This window comes from Streptomyces apricus, from assembly GCF_008369065.1.
GTDB classification, from domain to species: Bacteria; Actinomycetota; Actinomycetes; order Streptomycetales; family Streptomycetaceae; genus Streptomyces; species Streptomyces apricus.
In genome coordinates, this window is record NZ_VDFC01000014.1 from 1 (window position 1) to 18757 (window position 18757).

Annotated in this window: 20 protein-coding genes; 11 read left to right on the forward strand and 9 right to left on the reverse strand. The window is 73.5% G+C overall.

Features of this window, described 5'->3' with window-relative positions; genetic code table 11:
- Positions 1–49: 49 nt before the first annotated feature.
- From FGF04_RS04660 to FGF04_RS04680, 5 genes are read left to right on the forward strand one after another with little or no spacing between them, the layout of a single operon-like run.
- The gene (locus FGF04_RS04660) at positions 50–1618 is read left to right on the forward strand and encodes a sensor histidine kinase (RefSeq protein ID WP_149509931.1); all 1569 of its coding nucleotides are present in this window, start codon (positions 50–52) and stop codon (positions 1616–1618) included.
- On the forward strand, positions 1615–2025 hold the full coding sequence (locus FGF04_RS04665) for a roadblock/LC7 domain-containing protein (RefSeq protein WP_149509932.1): 411 nt from the start codon (positions 1615–1617) through the stop codon (positions 2023–2025). The genes FGF04_RS04660 and FGF04_RS04665 overlap by 4 nt, the downstream gene beginning before the upstream one ends.
- Complete coding sequence (locus FGF04_RS04670) at positions 2022–2399, forward strand: DUF742 domain-containing protein (protein WP_149509933.1); 378 nt, start codon at positions 2022–2024, stop codon at positions 2397–2399. The genes FGF04_RS04665 and FGF04_RS04670 overlap by 4 nt, the downstream gene beginning before the upstream one ends.
- Entirely contained in the window at positions 2380–2994 is a 615-nt protein-coding gene (locus tag FGF04_RS04675; protein WP_149509934.1) for a GTP-binding protein, read from the forward strand. Before FGF04_RS04670 ends, FGF04_RS04675 begins: the two co-directional genes overlap by 20 nt.
- Positions 2991–4247: a cytochrome P450 gene (locus FGF04_RS04680; RefSeq protein WP_149509935.1), complete on the forward strand. Its 1257-nt coding sequence runs from the start codon at positions 2991–2993 to the stop codon at positions 4245–4247. The genes FGF04_RS04675 and FGF04_RS04680 overlap by 4 nt, the downstream gene beginning before the upstream one ends.
- Before the next feature lie 143 nt (positions 4248–4390).
- Here FGF04_RS04680 and FGF04_RS04685 read toward each other — a convergent pair whose 3' ends face one another.
- Positions 4391–5422 (reverse strand): 7-epi-alpha-eudesmol synthase, encoded by a 1032-nt coding sequence (locus tag FGF04_RS04685; RefSeq protein WP_149509936.1) that lies wholly within the window; start codon positions 5420–5422, stop codon positions 4391–4393.
- A gap of 242 nt (positions 5423–5664) precedes the next feature.
- Between FGF04_RS04685 and FGF04_RS04690 the strand changes: the two genes are divergently transcribed.
- Complete coding sequence (locus tag FGF04_RS04690) at positions 5665–6057, forward strand: VOC family protein (RefSeq protein WP_149509937.1); 393 nt, start codon at positions 5665–5667, stop codon at positions 6055–6057.
- Between the two features lie 81 nt (positions 6058–6138).
- Here FGF04_RS04690 and FGF04_RS04695 read toward each other — a convergent pair whose 3' ends face one another.
- From FGF04_RS04695 to FGF04_RS04705, 3 genes are all read right to left on the reverse strand, one after another.
- Entirely contained in the window at positions 6139–6606 is a 468-nt protein-coding gene (locus tag FGF04_RS04695; RefSeq protein ID WP_149509938.1) for a peroxiredoxin, read from the reverse strand.
- A gap of 63 nt (positions 6607–6669) precedes the next feature.
- Positions 6670–6966, reverse strand: coding sequence for a DUF4235 domain-containing protein (locus FGF04_RS04700; protein ID WP_149509939.1), 297 nt, complete (start codon positions 6964–6966; stop codon positions 6670–6672).
- A 91-nt stretch (positions 6967–7057) separates the two neighbouring features.
- Positions 7058–8074, reverse strand: coding sequence for a glutathione S-transferase family protein (locus FGF04_RS04705; RefSeq protein ID WP_149509940.1), 1017 nt, complete (start codon positions 8072–8074; stop codon positions 7058–7060).
- Positions 8075–8168: 94 nt separating this feature from the next.
- Here FGF04_RS04705 and FGF04_RS04710 point away from each other — a divergent pair, with 94 nt between their 5' ends.
- A complete protein-coding gene (locus FGF04_RS04710; protein WP_149509941.1) occupies positions 8169–9152 on the forward strand; it encodes a cation diffusion facilitator family transporter in 984 nt (327 codons plus the stop codon).
- Between the two features lie 86 nt (positions 9153–9238).
- On the opposite strand, the gene FGF04_RS04715 is transcribed toward FGF04_RS04710, so the two are convergent.
- Positions 9239–9688 carry a nitroreductase family deazaflavin-dependent oxidoreductase gene (locus FGF04_RS04715; RefSeq protein WP_149509942.1) on the reverse strand — a complete coding sequence of 150 codons (450 nt, stop codon included), beginning with the start codon at positions 9686–9688 and terminating at the stop codon, positions 9239–9241.
- A 124-nt stretch (positions 9689–9812) separates the two neighbouring features.
- The gene (locus FGF04_RS04720) at positions 9813–11273 is read right to left on the reverse strand and encodes an aldehyde dehydrogenase family protein (protein WP_149509943.1); all 1461 of its coding nucleotides are present in this window, start codon (positions 11271–11273) and stop codon (positions 9813–9815) included.
- A gap of 228 nt (positions 11274–11501) precedes the next feature.
- On the opposite strand from FGF04_RS04720, the gene FGF04_RS04725 reads away from it, so the two are divergent.
- Positions 11502–12017: a flavoprotein gene (locus FGF04_RS04725; protein WP_149509944.1), complete on the forward strand. Its 516-nt coding sequence runs from the start codon at positions 11502–11504 to the stop codon at positions 12015–12017.
- A gap of 64 nt (positions 12018–12081) precedes the next feature.
- Here the strand turns inward: FGF04_RS04725 and FGF04_RS04730 are convergent, their stop codons facing one another.
- Positions 12082–12942, reverse strand: a complete 861-nt coding sequence (locus tag FGF04_RS04730) for an endo alpha-1,4 polygalactosaminidase (RefSeq protein ID WP_149509945.1) — start codon at positions 12940–12942, stop codon at positions 12082–12084.
- Positions 12943–13202: 260 nt separating this feature from the next.
- Here FGF04_RS04730 and FGF04_RS04735 point away from each other — a divergent pair, with 260 nt between their 5' ends.
- Both FGF04_RS04735 and FGF04_RS04740 read left to right on the forward strand, forming a co-directional pair.
- Positions 13203–14222: an NAD(P)-dependent oxidoreductase gene (locus FGF04_RS04735; RefSeq protein ID WP_149509946.1), complete on the forward strand. Its 1020-nt coding sequence runs from the start codon at positions 13203–13205 to the stop codon at positions 14220–14222.
- A gap of 11 nt (positions 14223–14233) precedes the next feature.
- Positions 14234–14881: an HAD-IA family hydrolase gene (locus FGF04_RS04740; RefSeq protein WP_149509947.1), complete on the forward strand. Its 648-nt coding sequence runs from the start codon at positions 14234–14236 to the stop codon at positions 14879–14881.
- 63 nt (positions 14882–14944) lie between these two features.
- Here FGF04_RS04740 and FGF04_RS04745 read toward each other — a convergent pair whose 3' ends face one another.
- Complete coding sequence (locus tag FGF04_RS04745) at positions 14945–15784, reverse strand: phytanoyl-CoA dioxygenase family protein (protein ID WP_149509948.1); 840 nt, start codon at positions 15782–15784, stop codon at positions 14945–14947.
- A 63-nt stretch (positions 15785–15847) separates the two neighbouring features.
- Here FGF04_RS04745 and FGF04_RS04750 point away from each other — a divergent pair, with 63 nt between their 5' ends.
- Positions 15848–16780 (forward strand): AraC family transcriptional regulator, encoded by a 933-nt coding sequence (locus tag FGF04_RS04750; RefSeq protein ID WP_149509949.1) that lies wholly within the window; start codon positions 15848–15850, stop codon positions 16778–16780.
- A 14-nt stretch (positions 16781–16794) separates the two neighbouring features.
- Here the strand turns inward: FGF04_RS04750 and FGF04_RS04755 are convergent, their stop codons facing one another.
- Positions 16795–18681, reverse strand: a complete 1887-nt coding sequence (locus tag FGF04_RS04755) for a glycoside hydrolase family 9 protein (RefSeq protein ID WP_223146344.1) — start codon at positions 18679–18681, stop codon at positions 16795–16797.
- Positions 18682–18757: the final 76 nt, after the last annotated feature.

The window sequence follows — 18757 nt, forward strand, 5'->3', positions numbered from 1 at the left end:
CCCCCCGGAGCCCTCCCCCCGTTTGATCGTGTTGCTCTGAAGGATGCAGATGGAACTCGCCACTCCGCCGCCGGCGGCGCGGGCACCGGCTCCCTGGTACGGCTGGTGGCTGCTGCCGCTGGCCTTAGGGGCCGGCACCGTCGTCGCCGCGGTCGCCGCCTCCGGCCAGGTCCGCATACCCGTCGTCGTCTCCGGTGCCGTCGTGACGGCCGCGAGCGCCGTCACCGTAGGACTCCTGATCCGCTCGCGGCGTCAACTGCGCGACGGCGCGGCCCGGTCCGCGTACGACCGGGCCGAACAGGACAGGGCCTGGCGGACACGGGCCGCCGAACAGGACCGGACCCGGCGGGAACAGCTGGACCGGCAGCTCGCCGCCGTCACCGAACTCGCCGACCGGCTGCTGCCCGAGGCGCTGGAACGGCTGCGGGACGGTGACTCCATCGACGACCTGCTGCCCGTCGTCGACGAGGACGCCGCGGTTGGGGCCGACCTCCAGGCGGCGCTGCGCAAGGTCCTCAGGACCGCACTCCTGGGCGTGGAGCGCGAGCTCGACCGCTCCACCTCCGCCGAACAGGCCGTCATCAGCATCGGCAGCCGCATCCACGTACTGACCGGCAAGCTGCGCGGCCGGCTGCACGAGATGCAGGGCGAGCACGGCAGACTGCCCTCCGTCGCCCGGGGCCTGATGGAGCTGGACCAGGAGCTCGGCCCCGCCGACTCCCTGGCGGCGAGCATCGGCGTACTGGGCGGGACCGACCGCCCGGGCCGGCAGTGGCAGGAGCCGCAGCGGCTGCTCAGCGTGGTGCGCGGCGGCATCGGCCGCATCAGGGACTTCGACCGCGTCCAGGTGCGCCACCTGCCCGAACTCGGCGTCGACGGCGGCCTGGTGGACCACCTCACGCTGATCTTCGCCCACCTGCTGGACAACGCGGCGCGCTACTCGCCGCCCACCGAGCCCGTGATCGTCTCCGGCCGGGAGGTGCCGAACGGGGTCGGCGTCGAGATCCAGGACTCCGGCAAGGGCCTGAGCGAGGAGAAGAAGCAGGAGGCCCTCGCGTCGCTCGCGGGCACGGCCGCCGGGCCCGGCCTCGGCGGTGTGTCCGAGGACGCCCACCTCGGCCTGCGGGTGGKGGGGGCGCTGGCCCGCCGGTACGGCATCAGGGTCACCTTCGCGGACTCGCCCTGGCTCGGCACGTCGGTGGTCGTCGTGGTGCCCCACAAATACTTCACCCGGCTGCCAGCCCCCGTCACGTCCCCGGCCGCCCCGGACACCGCACAGGCGCAGGCCGGGGAAGCGGCCGCCGCCGTCCGGGAGGGGAGCGGGGACACCACGCCCGGCGGTCTGCCCAGACGCCGCAGGCGGGCCGGCTCCGGGCCGACCGGATCTCCCGCACCCGCGGACGAGCCCGTCGCCACCGCGTCGCACGCGGTGCCGCCGGACGCGTCCTTCGCGGGCCTGGCGGCCTTCGCCACGGCCGGCCGCGAACCGTCCGCCACCCGTGAGCAGCCCGCCGTCCGCGAGCCGTCGGCGCAGCGCGAGCCGGCCGCAGGTCCCGCGCCGGACCCCGGCGCCCCGTCCACCGAGTACCGCACTGAAGAGAGCGACCAGTCCTCATGACGCAACAGGGAACCGACGTGAGCTGGGCGCTCCGCGATCTCGTCGAGAGCATCCAGGAGATCCGCTTCGCCCTGGTGGCCTCCAGCGACGGCAAGGCCATCACCTCCTACGGCGCCGACGACCCCGACGACGTGGACCGCTTCGCCGCCGTGGTGGCGGGGCTGCAGGCACTGGCCCAGCCGGTGGCCGAGCAGTTCCCCAAGTACGCCGGTCAGCTGCGCCTGGCGATGATCGAGGTCGACGGCGGCCACCTCTTCGTGGTGCGCGCGGGGGTGGAGACGTACCTCGGCGTGCTGGCCAGGGAAGGGCTCGACCAGGGCCTCCTCGGCCACCAGATGAGGGACCTGGCCCGCAGGATGGGTGAGCTCCTCGGCACCGCTCCGCGCCGGGAGGAGCACTCTGGATGAGTGGTCCCCACCGGCCCACGGACCCGTCCGGTCTTGAGCGCTACTACGTCCTCACGGGCGGCCGCAGCGGACCGGACGGTCCGGCGTCGAGCCTCGACGTGGCGACCCTCATCACCTCCCGTGCGGCGGCCGGTCCCGGCACGGGCCTGCAGCACGAGCACGAGGAGATCCTCCGGCGCTGCCGTGAGCCGTTGTCGGTCGCCGAACTCGGCGCCCACCTCGGACTGCCCTTCAACATCCTCGCGGTGCTCCTGGCCGATCTGCTCGACGCAGGCCGCGTGGAAGCCCGTGATCCCATCCCGGCGTCGGACGCCGGTCGCGGGCCCGACCTCGCGCTCCTTGAGGAGGTACTCAGTGGACTTCAAAGGCTTTGACGGCCCCGAACGTCACCCGGCCGACGGTACGGCCGGTGCCCGCTCGGTGAAGGTGATGATCGCCGGCGGATTCGGCACCGGGAAGACCACCATGGTCCGCTCGGTCAGCGACATCAAGCCGCTCACCACCGAGGAGACCCTGACGCAGGCCAGCGCCGGCGTCGACCACCTGATCGGTGTGACGGACAAGCAGGAGACCACCGTCTCCCTGGACTTCGGCAAGATCTGCCTCAACGACCGGCTGACGCTCTACCTCTTCGGCACCCCGGGGCAGGAACGGTTCTGGTTCCTGTGGAACGGCCTGTTCAAGGGCGCCCTCGGGGCCGTGGTCCTGGTCGACACCCGCCGGCTGGCCTCCAGTTTCCGGGCCATCGAGGAGATGGAGCGGCAGGACGTGCCGTTCGTCATCGCCCTGAACGTCTTCCCGGACTCCAGGGAGCACCCGGTCGAGGAGATCAGGGACGCCCTGGACATCTCCCCGGACATCCCGGTCGTGGCCTGCGACGCCCGCGACCGGGCCTCCAGCCGTGATGTGCTCATCGCGCTGATACGGCACCTCAAGGAACGTTCCGCAGCGGCACTGGAGCCCCGATGACCGACCCGTCCCGGCCCCCGCACGGTTCCGGCGCCCCACGCGGCTGCCCGGTGGCGCACGGCGGCGACGACCTCGTCCGTCTCTACGGACCCGAGGCGGCCGTCGACCCGATCGGTATCTACGGGCGGCTGCGCAAGGAGCACGGGCCCGTCGCCCCCGTACTGCTGGAGGGCGACGTGCCCGCCTGGCTGGTGCTCGGCTACCGGGAGAACCGGCGGGTGCTGGACAACCCCGGCCAGTTCAGCCGGGACTCGCGCATCTGGCGCGACTGGAACGAGGGGCGCGTGGAGAGCACCTCCCCGCTGATCCAGATGCTGGGCTGGCGGCCCGACTGCGTCTCCCAGGACGGCGAGCCGCACCGCCGCCTGCGCAGCGCGGTCACCGACAACCTGCACGCCGTCTCGGGCCGCGGCATCCGCCGGCACGTCACGCACTTCGCCAACAAGCAGATCGACGCCTTCGCCGGGGCGGGCGGCGCCGATCTGGTGTCCCAGTACGCGGAGTACCTGCCGATGCTCGTCCTCACCCGGGTGTTCGGGCTCGCGGAGAGCGAGGGGCGGCGGCTGGCCGAGTCGTCCGCCCAGGTCATCAAGGGCGGTGCGGAGGCCCTCGACCACAACGAGCGCATCATGCGGATCCTCGGTGAACTCACCGTGCGCAAGCGGGCGGAGCCGGGTTCCGACTTCACCACCGGTCTGCTGGAGCACCACGCGGACCTCGACGAGGACGAGATCGTCCAGCACCTGCGGCTGGTGCTGATCACCGCGCACACCACCACCAGCAACCTGCTGGCGCGGGTGCTGCAACTGGTGCTGACCGACGCGGCCCGGCTCTCCGGGCTGGTCGGAGGGCAGCTGAACATCTCCTCCGTGGTGGAGGAGGTCATGTGGAACACGCCGCCGCTGGCCGTCCTGCCGGGGCGGTTCGCGACCGCCGACATGGAGCTCGGGGGACACCGGCTGCGGGAGGGCGACCTGCTGGTGCTCGGGCTGACCGCGGGCAACACCGATCCGGAGATCCGGCCCGACGTCGGGGTCTCGGTGCACGGCAACCAGTCGCACCTGGCGTTCAGCGCGGGGCCGCACGAGTGCCCCGGGCAGAGCATCGGGCAGGCGATCATCGAGACGGCCGTGGACGTGCTGCTGCACCGGCTCCCGGGGCTGCGGCTCGCCGTCGCCCCGGAGGAGCTGACCGCTACGGCGTCGACGTGGGAGGCACGGTTGGACCGGCWGCCGGTCCTGTTCACGCCGTAGGCCCGGCCGGCCGGGAAGCCGGACGGACCGCGCTGTCCGTCGGCTGCCGGCCGGTGGGGGCCGGCCGATGGGGGCCGCTCGCGCAGTTCCCCGCGCCCCTGGAAGAGCCCTGCCGGGCCCCGCAAGGGCGCGGGGAAACGTTGTCAGACGGTCAGGAGGTCGTCCAGGGAGCCCTTGCCGGCCAGTTCCGCCCTGGCCGCCGGGGACTCCTTGTCGGCGGCGTAGCGGCCCGAGGTCAGCGCCCACTCGTAGTTGCCGCTGATCCAGTGCTGGATGGCCTCCACGCCCATCCGGACCCGGGTGCGCTGCTCCTCGTCCAGCCCGAGCTCGTCGCACATCTGCGGTACCCGCGCCTCCAGTTCGAGGTACTCGGCGAGGCGGTCCGCGGTCATCCGGTACGCCTCGTCGGCGGCCTCCTGCCAGCTGCACCGGCGCTCGCGGTGCAGCACGGCTATCAGGTTGTGGCCGTCGCCCCGGCGCCGCTCGCGCTCGAAGGAGTGGATGTCGTTCATGAACCCGATGGTGTCGGCCGCCCGGTCCCGCATCCGCTCCATCAGCGGGTGCGCCTGCACCTCGGCGGGCACCTCGAAGCCCCGGCTGCGCTCCGCGGCGTCGATGCTGTGGTGGATGCCGACCGTGCGGCGGCGGAAGGCGGCGTACTCCTCCAGGTCGAGCGTGCCGGCCAGGCCGCGGGCGGCCAGGTCGACCTCCTCGGTGTGGGCGACCAGGAAGCGGCCCCAGGAGGCCGCGAACCGGGTCTGCCATGTCAGAGACATGCCATCCGAGAGATGGGTCCAGACCTCCGCCCACGCCACGGTGATCGGGCAGACCACCCGCGGGACCGTGCCCACGGGCCGCAGCGGTGTGACGACGAGCTCCCGCGCCACCTCCGCCACGCGGTCCGCGCGGTCGGGCCTGCCGGAGTCGAACTGGTCGTCGAAGAGGAAGGCCAGGGAGAACCAGTTCATCAGGACGACCATGTCGGCGGCCGAGGCATGGGGATAGGTGCGGGCGGCCGCTCCGGGGAGGTCCCAGGAGCGGTACTCCTCGAAGCCGGCCTGGCTGCGCACCAGGCCCCTGTCCCACACCCAGCGCAGATGGCGGGACCGGGCGTGTTCGAGGTGCTCGCTCACGGGGGTGTCGAAGGGGAGGTCGAACCTGACGTCCTGCGGCATTGGCGTCCTCTCGTGCGGTGGTGCGCAGGGCCCCCACTCCTGCGCGCGGGCGTGCGGAGGCGCCGCCCGCTGACTCGAACTGCGTTCTCCGGGAAGGAAGTTGACCCCGGTGACGCGGCGAGACTGCCCTGATCGTAAATGATCTCCGCGGAGGCCCCGGTGACGGGGCCGGGACGGGGTACCCGGTCCAGGGAGCAGTGGGCGGACGGCCGTTCGCGCTCGGACGTTCCTTCGGAGGGGACATGGCACTGGTAGAGGCTGGATTCGTCGTCCTGGACTGTTCCGAGCCCGAGAAGCTCGCCGCGTTCTACACGGAGTTCCTGGAGGGCGAGGAGACCGACGCGACGGCGAACCGCGTGGAGATCCGGGGAGCCGACGGGATGCGGATGGCGTTCCGGCGGGACGTGAACGCCACCCCGCCCAGCTGGCCGCGCCCGGAGAACTCGCTCCAGGCCCACCTGGACTTCTACGTCGAGGACCTGGACGACGCCGAGCGCAAGGTCGTCGCGCTCGGCGGACGGCCGCTGGAGACCAAGGACGCGGGCGGCCCGTACGAGGAGCGGGGCTACTCCGACCCGTCCGGGCACTCCTTCACCCTGCGCTGCACGCGGGCCACGGCGCCCAAGCAGGGCTGAGGCGTCCGGTGCGGGGAGGGCGGTTCCTCCTGGCGGACCGGCCCCTCCTGACGGGCGGCTGCGACCCCTCCCTGGAGGGTGTCAGCCGCGGTGTGCGCGCAGGGCCGCCAGGGCGCGGTCCGCGTGCACGCTCGCGCGAAGCTCGCTGCGCACCACTTCGAGCACCGTGCGGTCCTCGCCGATGACGAAGGTGACCCGCTTGGTCGGCGCGAGCGAGAGGCCGCGCCTGACCCCGAAGCGCTCGCGGACCGCGCCGTCCGGGTCGGACAGCAGCGGGAACCCGAGCGTGTGCTGCCGGGTGAACTCCTCCTGGCGCTCGACCGTGTCACCGCTGATGCCCACCGGCCGCGCCCCGACCGCCGCGAACTCGGCGGCCAGGTCGCGGAAGTGGCACGCCTCGGCGGTGCAGACCGTGCTGAGCGCCGCCGGGTAGAAGAACAGCACGACGGGGCCTTCCCCCAGCAGCTCCGAGAGCTGCCGGGGCGTGCCCGTCTCGTCGGGGAGGGTGAAGTCCTCCACGGTGTCGCCCACCGCTGTCCGGTCCGTCACGACTGGCTCTCCCGACTGTCGGCCATCTGGATGAAGGCCAACCGTACCGGACGGTACGGCCTCTCAGTCGCGGCCTCCCTTGCCGTCGCCCGGCCACGTTCCGGTGGACCGCTCGATGGCCGTCGCCCCCGCGCGGTCGACCGCGCTGCGCACGACCGCGAAGATCGCGCCCTGCACGGCCGCGGCGAGCAGCACCTCGCCCCAGCCGCGGTTCCTGTCCAGTGCGTCGGGCGCGTCGTCCTCGTGGCGGATCATCTTCCAGGTCTTCTGGAACGCCATGCCGGCGACGGTTCCGCTCGTCCAGCCGAGCAGGAACCCGATGGGCTTGTAGACGACGGGCAGGCTCTTCTTCTTCGGCACCTGGCTCTCCTTGGGTTCGTGTCCCCGGTCCGTGTCGTCCGGGACATCTGGCGAGTGTCCAGTTCAGCGGCGAATACGCGGCCCCGCTCGTTCAGGGCCGCCCGGCGGCGGGCACCTCCTCGCCCTCGCGCACGGGTCCCGGCGGGCTCCCGTCCCCGAACGGGCGCCCGCCCAGTTCCTCCCGGCCGTGCGGCGTCAGCCAGCCGGACAGGTCGGGTCCCAGCGGCACGATGCGGGTCGGGTTGATGCCCTCGTGGACCTGGTAGTAGTGCCGCTTGACGTGGTCGAAGTCGACGGTGTCCCCGAACCCGGGCGTCTGGTAGAGGTCCCGGGCGTACGCCCACAGGACCCGGTCCTCCGTCAGTTTGCGCCGGTTGCACTTGAAGTGGCCGTGGTAGACGGCGTCGAAGCGGACCAGGGTGGTGAACAGCCGGATGTCCGCCTCGGTGATCGAGTCCCCGACCAGGTACCGCCGGTCCGCGAGCCGCTGCGACAGCAGCTCCAGACGGCGGAACACACCCTCGTACGCCGCCGCGTACTCCTCCTGGCCGGTGGCGAACCCGGCCCGGTACACCCCGTTGTTGACGTCCTCGTAGACCTCCTCCATCACCTCGTCGATCTCGTCGCGGGACCCCTCCGGGTAGAGGTCCGGCGCCCCCTCGCGGTGCAGGTCGCGCCACTCGGTCGCGAGGTCCAGGGTCAGTTGCTGGTAGTCGTTGGTCACCAGGCGCCCGCTGGGCACGTCCACCACCGCGGGCACGCTGACGCCGCCCGGATGGCCCGGCTCCCGCGCCTCGTACGCCTCGGCCAGGTACCGGATGCCGAGCACCGGGTCGCGGCCGCCGGGATCCAGGGTGAACCGCCAGCTCCGGTCGTCCTGGACGGGGTCGGTGACCGCCATCGACAGGGCGTCCTCAAGGCCCAGCAGCCGCCGCGAGATCACCGCCCGGCTGGCCCAGGGGCAGGCCCGGCTGACGACCAGCCGGTAGCGCCCCGCCTCCACCGGCCAGCCGTCGCGGCCGTCGGCCGTGATCCGGTCCGCGAAGTGGCTCTTGGACCGCTTGAAGGCCTTCTTGCCGTACGAGCCGTTGCCCTCGCTCGCGCTCATCTCGCGTCTCCTTCCGCAGGTGTGCTCCGGTGAGGGTTCCCCCAAAACCCCCGGCGTTTCGTGTGAGGGCCGGGGGAGCGGGCATTCGGCGGAGGTGAATCGTGAGTCTTCCTCCCAGTCGGACCGCCGGACCCGTGTCACCGTGCTGGTGGCGCTGGCCGCCAACCTCGTCATCGCCGTGGCCAAGGCCGTCGGCGGACTGCTCGCCGGGTCGCCCGCGCTGCTCTCGGAGGCGGCGCACTCGGTGGCGGACAGCCTGAACGAGGTCTTCCTGCTGGCCGCCCTGCGCCGCAGCCGGCGTCCCGCGGACAGCCGTCACCCTTTCGGTTACGGGAAAGAACGCTTCTTCTGGTCCCTGCTGGCCGCCGTGGGCATCTTCCTGATGGGCGGCTGCTTCTCCTTCTACCAGGGTTTCGAGGCCCTGGGCAGTGAGGGCTCGGAGTCCCACAGCGGCTATGTGGCGGGGCTCGCCGTCCTGTTCGTCGCGCTGCTCGCGGAGGGCGGGTCCCTGCTGCGCGCGCTGCACCAGGTGCGCAAGCAGGGCGGTCTCTCCGCCGAGATCAAGGACCCCGCGCTGCGCACCGTCATAGCCGAGGACGGCACCGCCGTGCTCGGCGTGCTGTTCGCCATCGCGGGCATGGCCCTGCACATGGTCACCGGCCAGGTCGTCTACGAGGCCTCGGCCTCGATCGCCATCGGGGCGCTCCTCGTCTACGTGGCGTACCGGCTGGGCCGCGACGCGCGCGACCAGCTGATCGGCCAGGCCACCGACGAGGAGTCGGCCGGCCGTATACGCGCCCTGCTGGCGGCGCAGCCCGAGATCGACTCGGTGGAGTCCCTGCTGACCATGCAGCTCGGCCCCGACTCGACGCTGGTGGCCGCCCGCGTGGACCTGACGCCCGGTCTGGACAGCGAGGAGGTCGAGCTCGTGGCCGTGCGCATCAAGCGCTCCGTCGCCCATCTGGTGCCGGAGGCCGACCAGATCTTCCTCGACGTCACGGACGCCCGTACCGCGCGCCGCGCGGCCGCCGCACACGAAAATGGTCCCGCCACGACGGGGGAGCGCGGCGGGACCTGACATCCGGGTGCCCGGTGCTTCCGGGTTCATGCGCACCTTCCCGGAAACGGATTCCGGCACCGGCGGCATCGGGCACCCGGCCCGCGTCACTCGCCGCCGATGGGCTCCAGGACGAACACCGGGATCTCCCGGTCGGTCTTCTTCTGGTAGTCGGCGTAGTCCGGGAACGCGGCGACCGCGCGCTCCCACCACTCGGCCTTCTCCTCGCCGGTCACCTCGCGCGCCGTCATGTCCCGGCGGGTCGGGCCGTCCTGGAGCTCCACGTGCGGGTCGGCGATCACGTTGTGGTACCAGACGGGGTGCTTGGGGGCGCCGCCCAGCGAGGCGACGGCGGCGTACCGGCCCTCGTGCTCGACGCGCATGAGCGGCGTCTTGCGGATCTTCCCGCTCTTCGCCCCGCGGGTGGTCAGCACGATCACCGGACGCCCGGTGTCCCGCAACGTCGTTCCCTCGGTACCGCCGGAGCGCTCGTACAACTCCACCTGCTCGCGCACCCACTGGGCCGGGCTGGGCTCGTACTCACCCTCAAGAGGCATGACATCCATCCCATCGATCGTCGTCGCGCACGCCACGTGCCGACTCGCGATTCAACACGCTCGTCCCGGACATTTCATCCCGCACGAGCCGTTTCACCCTGACGGCCCCCTGTGGTGACATGACCTAGAACGGGAAGTGCGCCTGCTGCGTGGCCAGGGTCACCCAGCGGGTGTTGCTGAAGGCCTCGATGCCCCAGCGGCCGCCGAAGCGCCCGTACCCGCTGCCCTTGAACCCGCCGAAGGGCGCGTTCGGTTCGTCGGCCACGGACTGGTCGTTGACGTGCACGATGCCGGTCCGGATGCGCCGGGCGACCCTGAGCCCGTGGGTGCCGTTCTCGGTGATGATCCCGCAGGTCAGGCCGTGCTCCGTGGCGTTGGCGAAGGCGATCGCCTCGTCGTCGGTGGCGAACGTGCTGATCACCGCGAGCGGGCCGAAGGCCTCGCCCCGGTAGAGCTCGGCCTCCTCCGGGAGGCCGGTCAGGACGGTCGCCGGGTGCACAGCCCCCTCCGGGGCGCCGCCGCCGGTCAGGACGGTCGCGCCCTTGGCGACGGCGTCCTCGACGAGCGCCGCGACCCGGCGGGCCGCGTCCCGGGTGACGAGCGGGCCGACCACCGTGTGCGGGTCGGAGGGGTCGCCGGACGCGAGCGAGGCGGTCTTCTCGGTGAACCTGGCCGTGAACTCCTCGGCCAGGCTCTCGTGCACGAGGATCCGGTCGGCGGACATGCAGATCTGACCGGAGTTCATGAACACCGAGAAGACGGCCGCGTCGACCGCGTAGCCGACGTCGGCGTCCTCCAGCACGATCACCGAGTTCTTGCCGCCGAGTTCGAGCACCGCTGGCTTCAGGTGCCGGGCCGCGTGCACGCCGATGATCCGGCCGACGCCCGTGGAGCCGGTGAAGTTGACGGCCCGTACGCGCTCGTCGGCGATCAGGGCCTCGGCGACGGCGGCCGCGTCCTCGGGGGCGTTCGTGATCACGTTCAGGACGCCGTCGGGCAGGCCCGCGTCGCGCAGGATGTCCGCGATGAACAGGCCGCACGCGATCGGCGCGTCCTCGCTCGGTTTCATCACCACGGTGTTGCCCGCGGCGAGCGGTGCGGCGACCGCCCGCACACCGAGGATGACCGGGGCGTTCCACGGCGAGAAGGCCGCCACCACACCGACCGGCTCGCGCACCGCGAGACCCAGCGCGCCCTCCTCCTGCGCGCTGAGCACCTCACCGCGCGGGGCGGTCACCGCGGCGCCGGCCTCGCGCAGGATGTTCGCGGCGAGCCCGACGTTGAACATGGCCCAGGGCCGGGTGCCGCCGACCTCGCCCGCCATGATCCGTACGGCGTCCTCGGTGCGGGCCTCCAGCAAATCGGCCGCGGCGAGGAAGATCCGGCGCCGCTGCGCCGGACCGAGAGCGGCCCAGCCCTCGAACGCGGCGTCCGCCGCGTCCACGGCCCGGGTGACGTCCCGGGCGTCGGCCGCGGCGACCGTGGCGTACACCTCCGCGCCGTACGGACTCACGTCCTCGGTGGTGCGGCCGGAGGCGGCGGGCAGGTCCTTGCCGCCGATCAGCAGGTCACGATGGAGGGTCATGCGCGGCTCTTCCCGTCGGACGACGCGACGTGCCGCACTCCGCGACGGAACACCCGCGTTCGTCTGGTGAAAAATTGTCCATTTGAATCTTCAATCGGAGTCTGCAACCCGGCGCGGCTCCAGTCAATGCCGGAACCGTACGAGTCGGCCGGCGTCCGGGCCGCCCGGCCGGCCCGGACCGCGGGCTCCGAGCGGGGGTTCTCCTTCCCGGTTCAGTAGGGTTCCCGGATGACCGGACAGGACCGCAAGCCCTTCCTCTACGTCGTCGTCTGCGCCGCCTGGCCGGCCGGCGGCGTCGGCGAGCTAATCGCCCTGGCGCAGGAGCGCGACTGGGAGGTCGGCGTCATCGCCACCCCGCTCGCGACGGGCTTCTTCGACACCGCGGCCGTCGAGGCGCGCACCGGCCGGCCGATCAGGTCCGCCTGGCGTGCGCCCGGCGACCCGCGGCCGTTCCCGGACCCGGACGCCGTCACCGTGGCGCCCGCCACCTTCAACACCGTCAACAAGTGGGCGGCCGGGATCTCCGACACGCTCGCGCTCGGCACGCTCTGCGAGGCGTACGGGATGGGCGTCCCCATCTCCGCGCTGCCGTGCGTGAACGAGGCGCTGACGGCCCATCCCGCCTACCGGGACAGCCTGGAGCGGCTGCGGGGAATGGGCGTCCGGTTCGGCGAGCACGCCTTCGACGGCCCCGGCCAGGACGGATCACGCTGGGAACGGGCCCTGGACCTGCTGGCCCGCTGACACCTCGCCGGCCGGCAATCGACAGGCGGCTGCCGTCAGCGGTCGGCCGGGTCCGTGCGTCCGCTCAGCGCGTCCTGCGGACGTAGTCGTCGCTGTCCGGCGTCGACACGTCCAGGTCCCGGCGCACGATGCTCAGCCGGTCGCCGAACTCCGAGACGGCCTTGCGCATCCCCTTGTCGGTGTACTCCACGACGACGACCCGGTCGTCGAAGGCGTCGGCGTACTCACCGCACTCGTTGTACGCCCCGCACTCCTCCACCACCGCGAAGTCGAGCCCCGTACGGGCCCGCTGCCCGGCCAGCTCCACGGTGTTCTTCTGCGCGACGGCCAGGCCCCGCGCGTGCGCGTGCGCCGAGAGCAGCTTCACGAACGCCGTGGCGTCCTCCGCGTCCAGCAGCCCCTCGGAGCGGGTGTAACTGTCGTAGTTGTCCGGCTCGACGGCGTCGTAGCCCTTGTCCGCGCAGCCGTCGACCCACTCGTTCACCCGCGCCGCGACCCGCTCGCGCTTGGCGGCGGTGCCGATGTCGAGCAGCGGCTCGTCCCAGTCGGCGTCGATGACGACCTCGCCCTCCTCGTCCCGCAGCAGCAGGTCGTCGTCCCAGTCGTCCCCCTCGTCGGGCTGGGCCTGGAAGGCGTTGACGTAACAGATGTTGTAGAGACCGCGCGCCGGGTCGGCGCCGCGGTCGCGGACGACGATGCGCACCCCGGACGGCGGCGGGTAGGCGCCGCCGATCTGGTAGTCGAAACCGGCGGGCACCGGGGGCAGCCGCACGGCCTTCCCCGAACCCGTGCCCGGCTTCGTGGTGGCGCCGGGGCCGGGACCGTCGTCGTTCCCGTCCGGCGAACAGGAGACCAGGGCCGCGAGGGTGACCAGGGCGGCGACCGCCCCGAGGAATCCCGTGCGCGGGCCGCGCTTGGCGGGCATGTCCGCTCCATCGATCGCGAGTACGACCCCGCCTCGGACCCGTGACGGTCCTGGCGACTTCGGCCGGGCTGGGAACCATGTCCGCCACCGGCTGGGCGCACCTCTGGTGCCGGGCTGGGCGCCTCGGCACGCCGCGATCAAATCGCGCACGGAGGACGCGCGTCAAATTCACGCCCGCCCGTCCGCCGGGTACGGACGCGTGCGCCGGGTACGGATGGCGGGGAGGACCGTGACGGACGTGACGCAAGGCGAGGAGAGCCGTGAGCAGCACCCCGGACAAGCCGCTCGTGATCCTGCGCCCCGACCCGCACCCCAGGGAACGCATCTTCCGCCCGGACGCGCTGGCCCGGCTGCACGAGCGGTTCACCGTCGTCGAACCGGAGACCGAGGAGGCCCTCGACCGGGCCCTGCCGGACGCCTTCGCCGTCGTCGGCCAGCCCGACCTGCCCGCCGCGCGCCTGGCCCGCGCGGGCCGGCTGCGGGCCCTGCTCAACGTCGAGGGTAACTTCTTCCCGAACGTCGACTACGACACGTGCTTCCGCCGCGGCGTCCACGTCCTGGGCTGCGGACCCGCCTACGCCCAGGCGGTCGCCGAGTACGCCCTCGGCCTCGCCCTGGACCTGGCGCGCGGCATCAGCCGCGAGGACCGCGCCTTCCGCGCCGGGCGGGAGCGGTACGTGTCCGGCGGCAACGCCGACGCCGTACTGCTGCGCGGCGCGGACGTCGGCCTGGTCGGGTTCGGCAACCTCGGCCGCGCCCTGCACCCGCTCCTCGCCCCCTTCCGGCCGGTCCTGCGCGTGTACGACCCCTGGCTGCCGCCCGCCGTCCTGCGCGAGCAGGGTCTCGTGCCGGCCACCCTCGACGAGACGCTGGCGCGCAGCACGTTCGTCTTCGTCCTCGCCACCGTCACCGACGACAGCCGCCGGCTGCTCGGCGAGCGCGAGCTGGGGCTGCTGCCCGACGGCGCCCGGCTGGTCCTCGTCAGCCGGGCACCCGTCGTGGACTTCCCCGCGCTGCTGGCCCGGGTCGCCGCGGGCCGCCTTCTCGCGGGGATCGACGTCTGGCCCGACGAGCCCGTCGCCGCCGACGACCCCGCCCGCTCGCTGGAGGGCCTGGTGCTCTCCGCCCACCGCGCGGGCGGCGTCCCGGACGCCTTCCTGGCCATCGGCGACATGGTCGTCGACGACCTGACCCTGCTGGCCCGGGGGCTGCCGCCCGTCCGGATGCAGGCCGCCGCCCGCGAACTGGTGGGCCGCTACCGCAACCGTCCCGTCACGTGAGAGGTCCGTCCATGAAGATCCCCTGCGAGGGTCTCCTCTTCGACAACGACGGCGTCCTGGTCGACTCCGACCTCGGCGTCGACCAGGCGTGGAGCCGATGGGCCCGGGCCCGCGGCCTGGACGCCGGACGGGTCACGGAGACGGTCCACGGGCGGCGCTCCGCCGACACCGTCGCCCTCCTCGTGACCGACCCCGGCGAACGGCCCGCCGCCCTCGCCGAGATCGACCGCCTGGAGATCGAGGCGGCCGCCACCACGACCGCCCTGCCCGGCGCGCTGGACCTTCTGACGGGCCTGCCGCCCGGCAGCTGGGCCGTCGTCACCTCCGGGGTCACCGGGCTGGCCCGCGCCCGCCTCGCCGCCGCGGGGCTGCCGCTGCCGCCCGTGCTGGTCACCGCGGACGACGTCGACCGGGGCAAGCCCGCCCCCGACGGCTACCTGGCGGCGGCGGGCAAACTCGGCGTCGACCCCGCGCGGACCGTGGTCCTGGAGGACAGCGCCGCGGGCGCCACGGCGGGGAAGGCGGCCGGTGCGTACGTCGTCGGCGTCGGGCCGCGCGGCCTGGACACCGACGCCCCGGTCGTCGTACGCGATCTGCGCGGACTCACCTGGCGGGCGGGCGTGCTCGACCTGGGCGCGGCCGACCTGCTGCGCTCCTGACCCGCCGTGCCGCCCGACCCGGCGCCGCCCGGTCCGGTGCCGTCCGGTTCAGCGCCGCCCGGTTCAGTGCGGTCCCGCCGGCGCGAACTCCGTGCCGCACGGGCCCGCGCCCGCGCTCTCCGGCAGCGGCACCGGATCGCCGCTCATGGTCAGGGTGGGGTAGTGGCGGCCGATGCGTTCCGTGGAGCGGCCCACGTAGTGGCCGATGAACGAGCGGCGGAAGCGGTCGGCGCTGCGGTTGGGAGGGGAGCCGTGCACCAGGCTGCCGTTGAAGAAGAGGACGTCCCCGGGAGCCATGTCGACCGGGACCGCGGCCAGACCGGGCGGCGGCGACACGTACTCGCGGGCGAACGACAGCCCTTCGTCCGCCTCCTCGGGGCAGAACAGGTCCATGCGGTGGGTGCCCGGGACGACCTCAAGACCGCCGTTGCCCCGGTCGATCACGTCGCAGGCGACCCAGGCCGCCACGCAGGTGCCCGGCTCGGTCCGCAGGTAGAAGTTGTCCTGGTGCAGGGCCTGCCCGCGGGCCCCGGGCGGCTTGAAGTAGAACATGCTCTGCGCGGCCAGCACCTCCTCGCCCAGCAGGAGTTCGAGGACCGCGCGCAGCCGGGGGTCCAGCAGGAAACGCCGGGCCAGGCCGTCGATGCGGTGCGGGTGCATGACCCGGGGGTGGACGTGCAGCGGGTCGGCGCCCCGGTCGTCCCGCGTCGCGCGGGGCTCGAAGTGCCCGGGCACCGGCCCGGCCGCGTGCAGCGCGGTGAACCCGGCGCACAGCGCGTCGATCTCGGCCGGGGCGAACAGGCCGCGCACCACGGCGAAGCCGTCCTCCTCGAAGCGCCGCCCGACGCCCTGCGGCGTCCTTTCGAGCACGTCGTCGTCCGCGCTCCTGTCCGTGACCGCCATGCGACCGCCCTTCGCGCCGGTGTCCTGTGGGCATCACGCTAGGTACGAGCGCCGTCCGGGAGGATGCCCGTGGATGCTGACGCCCTGCCCGAGACCGCCGCGCCGTCCCCGCCGCCGGGCCTGGTGACCGTCGGCCGCTTCGACGAGCGCCCGGGGTACGGCGTCGTACGGCCGGGCGGCGCCGACAGCTGGCTCTTCACCTGGACCACGGGCGGCGCGGGTCAGGTGCGGCAGGGCGTCACCGGGGTCCGGGCCGGCGCGGGCGACCTGGTCGTCCTGGGCCCCGGTGTGCCGCACCGCTACGCGGTCGCGCCCGGCGCCCCCCGGTGGACGTTCTGGTGGGCCCACTGCCAGGCCCGTCCGGCCTGGACGCACTGGCTGCGGCCCCACCTCCTCGGCGACCCGCCCGACCGGCTGTACGCCGTCACACCGGTCCCGGCCGCTGTCCGGGACCGCCTGGAACACGCCTTCCGGCGGATGCTCGCCGACGCGCGGTGGACCGGCGAGGGCGCGCCGGCCGCCGGTGAACCGGAGGAGCCCGAGGCCGGCCGGGTCGCCGTGGCGCACGGCACCGCGGCACGCGAACTGGCCCTCTGCTCCCTGGAGTCGGCCGTCCTGCTCGCCACCGCGACCGCCACCGCCGCGGTGCGCGGGGGGACCGGCCGCTGCGGCGTCGACCCGCGCATCCGCCGGGCCGAGGCCCGGATCGCCGCCGACCCGGGCGCGCCGCACACGGTGGCGACCCTGGCCGCGGACGTGTCGCTGTCGGCCTCCCGGTTCGCCCACCTCTTCACCCGCCAGCTCGGCCAGTCACCGATGCGGGCGCTCCTCGCCGCCCGGCTGCTGCACGCGGCGCGGCTCCTGGAGGCCACCGACCTGCCGGTGGAACGGGTCGCGGCGGCGGCAGGCTTCGCCAGCCCGTTCCACTTCAGCCGGGTCTTCCGGCAGCGCTACGGAGCCCCGCCCGGCGCGTACCGGGCGGGGCTCCGTAGCTGAACGGCCGCGAGTCGCTAGACGCGCGGCCGGCGCTCGGCGGCGAAGGCCGCCAGCCAGGCCAGCGGGGCGTTCCAGTTGACGGTCACCTCGTTGGTCGAGTACGAGCCGATGTCGTCGATGTAGCAGGCCGCGGGCGCGCACCCGGCCAGCTTCTCCTGCGCCACCGGGTCCTGCAGGCCGCTGTTGGGGCCGCCCGCGAGGGAGCCGGCGGGCGGGTTCGGCAGCGACGCGTCGTACTGGTGCGCCCAGAACCGGTGGTGCTGGTTGCGGGCGTACGCGTCGCCGTAGCCGGTGACGTACGACAGGTCCAGGGTGTTGCGGCCCAGCAGGTAGTCCATCGACTCCAGCACGCCCGCCCGGTACCGCTGCCGGCCGGTCAGCGCGTAGGCGGTGGCCACGACGATCGCGTTGTTGGTGACCTGGCTGTTGGAGCCCCAGACGTACCCGTTCGCGGGGATGGGCACCGCGTAGCCCTGTCCGGCCATCGTGGCCAGGTGCCCGTCGGCGGCGGCCGTCACCGAGGCCCGTACGCGTGCTACGTCGGCGGCGGGCAGCCTGTTCGGCGCGGTGGCCAGGGTCAGCCGGCCGAGGGCGGCGGTGTCCGCCCAGTTGAAGCCGGTCGCCGTGAACGCGTCGGCCGAGGTGTGCCAGGGCGAGGAGGTGACCGCGTCCCGGTAGGCGCGCTCCCCGGTCGCCGCGTACAGCTCGCTCGCCGCCCAGTAGAAGTCGTCGGTGACCTGGGTGTCGTTGTAGGGGCCGCCGCCCGTGCTGTCCGAGTCCGGCGCGTACATCTCGGGGTTGGCCTTCGCCGCGGTCCACGCCGTGCGGGCCACGCTCAGGCACCGCTTCGCGTACGCGGGGTCGTGGGGCCGGAAGACCCGCGCGCACTGGGCCGCCGTCGCGGCGAGGTTGAGCGTGGCGGCGGTCGACGGGCGGTGCAGCTCGCGCGGCTGGGGGTCCAGGTCGGGCCGGGTCGGGATGCCCGTCCAGGCCGCGTCGTGGATCTTGTGGAAGGCCATGCCCGCATAGGGCTTCCCGGCCGGCACCTGCATCCGCATCAGGAAGTCCAGCTCCCAGCGGGCCTCGTCCAGGACGTCCGGCACGCCGTTCCCGCGCTCCGGGACCCGCAGGGTCGAGTCGCCGAGGGCGGCGGCCTTGCCCGCCCGCTCGGCCCGTGCGAAGGAATCGACCAGCAGCCAGACGGAGATCCCGCCGTTGACGACGTACTTGCCGTGGTCGCCGGCGTCGTACCAGCCGCCCCGCACGTCCTGGGTGTAGTCGCACACGCCGGCCTGGCACGGCACGTCCGTGTCGCCCTGGTTGGGGGCGACCCCGATGTGCCCGGCGGGCCGCGCGTAGGCGGGACCCACCAGCGAGGCCTCGATGGGGGTGCCGCTGCGCTGGTGGTAGAAGAAGGCCAGCGCGTCGTACCGCAGGCTGTCGTAGAGGTCCGCGCGGATGTCGAAGGGCGCGCTGCTCCACCCGCCGACCGCCAGGACGTAGCCGGAACCCTGCTTCCCGTAGGCCGAGAAGTCCACCAGATGGGTCGCCTCCCCCGAGGCCGCGTCGGTGCCCCGCACGACGGTCCTGCCGGAGGCGGCCACGGCGCCCGACGCGGTGCGCAACTGCCAGGTCAGGGGCTCGGTGGCCGTGGTGACCACCGTGGCGCGCTTGGGGCCGTCGGGCAGGTAGCCCGCCTGGTTGACCCGTACCGGTGTGGTCGCCGCGGCGGCCGGATCGGCCACGGCGCCCAGGGCGCCCACGGCGGGCGGTGCCGCGGCGGTGCCGGGTGCGAGGGCCAGTCCGGCCGACAGCAGGACGGTCGTCAGCGCGGCGGCCGTCAGGCGTCTTGCGGTGCGCCGCCCCGTGGGGCGGCTGTGCGCGTGCGGGAACGTGGGCATGGAGCGCCTCCCGGTGCCTGGATCGGGGTCCATGGGTGCCGTCCGGTGGGCCGTAGAGGACGACGAGGTGATGGGA

Excerpts from the sequence above, each read along its gene's own strand:
- FGF04_RS04665 (WP_149509932.1), top strand. The coding sequence starts at position 1,615 with ATGACGCAACAGGGAACCGACGTGAGCTGGGCGCTCCGCGATCTCGTC.
- FGF04_RS04670 (WP_149509933.1), top strand. The coding sequence starts at position 2,022 with ATGAGTGGTCCCCACCGGCCCACGGACCCGTCCGGTCTTGAGCGCTAC.
- FGF04_RS04685 (WP_149509936.1), bottom strand. The coding sequence starts at position 5,422 with ATGCCGCAGGACGTCAGGTTCGACCTCCCCTTCGACACCCCCGTGAGC.
- FGF04_RS04690 (WP_149509937.1), top strand. The coding sequence starts at position 5,665 with ATGGCACTGGTAGAGGCTGGATTCGTCGTCCTGGACTGTTCCGAGCCC.
- FGF04_RS04705 (WP_149509940.1), bottom strand. The coding sequence starts at position 8,074 with ATGAGCGCGAGCGAGGGCAACGGCTCGTACGGCAAGAAGGCCTTCAAG.
- FGF04_RS04715 (WP_149509942.1), bottom strand. The coding sequence starts at position 9,688 with ATGCCTCTTGAGGGTGAGTACGAGCCCAGCCCGGCCCAGTGGGTGCGC.
- FGF04_RS04720 (WP_149509943.1), bottom strand. The coding sequence starts at position 11,273 with ATGACCCTCCATCGTGACCTGCTGATCGGCGGCAAGGACCTGCCCGCC.
- FGF04_RS04725 (WP_149509944.1), top strand. The coding sequence starts at position 11,502 with ATGACCGGACAGGACCGCAAGCCCTTCCTCTACGTCGTCGTCTGCGCC.
- FGF04_RS04730 (WP_149509945.1), bottom strand. The coding sequence starts at position 12,942 with ATGCCCGCCAAGCGCGGCCCGCGCACGGGATTCCTCGGGGCGGTCGCC.
- FGF04_RS04740 (WP_149509947.1), top strand. The coding sequence starts at position 14,234 with ATGAAGATCCCCTGCGAGGGTCTCCTCTTCGACAACGACGGCGTCCTG.
- FGF04_RS04745 (WP_149509948.1), bottom strand. The coding sequence starts at position 15,784 with ATGGCGGTCACGGACAGGAGCGCGGACGACGACGTGCTCGAAAGGACG.
- FGF04_RS04750 (WP_149509949.1), top strand. The coding sequence starts at position 15,848 with ATGCCCGTGGATGCTGACGCCCTGCCCGAGACCGCCGCGCCGTCCCCG.
- FGF04_RS04755 (WP_223146344.1), bottom strand. The coding sequence starts at position 18,681 with ATGCCCACGTTCCCGCACGCGCACAGCCGCCCCACGGGGCGGCGCACC.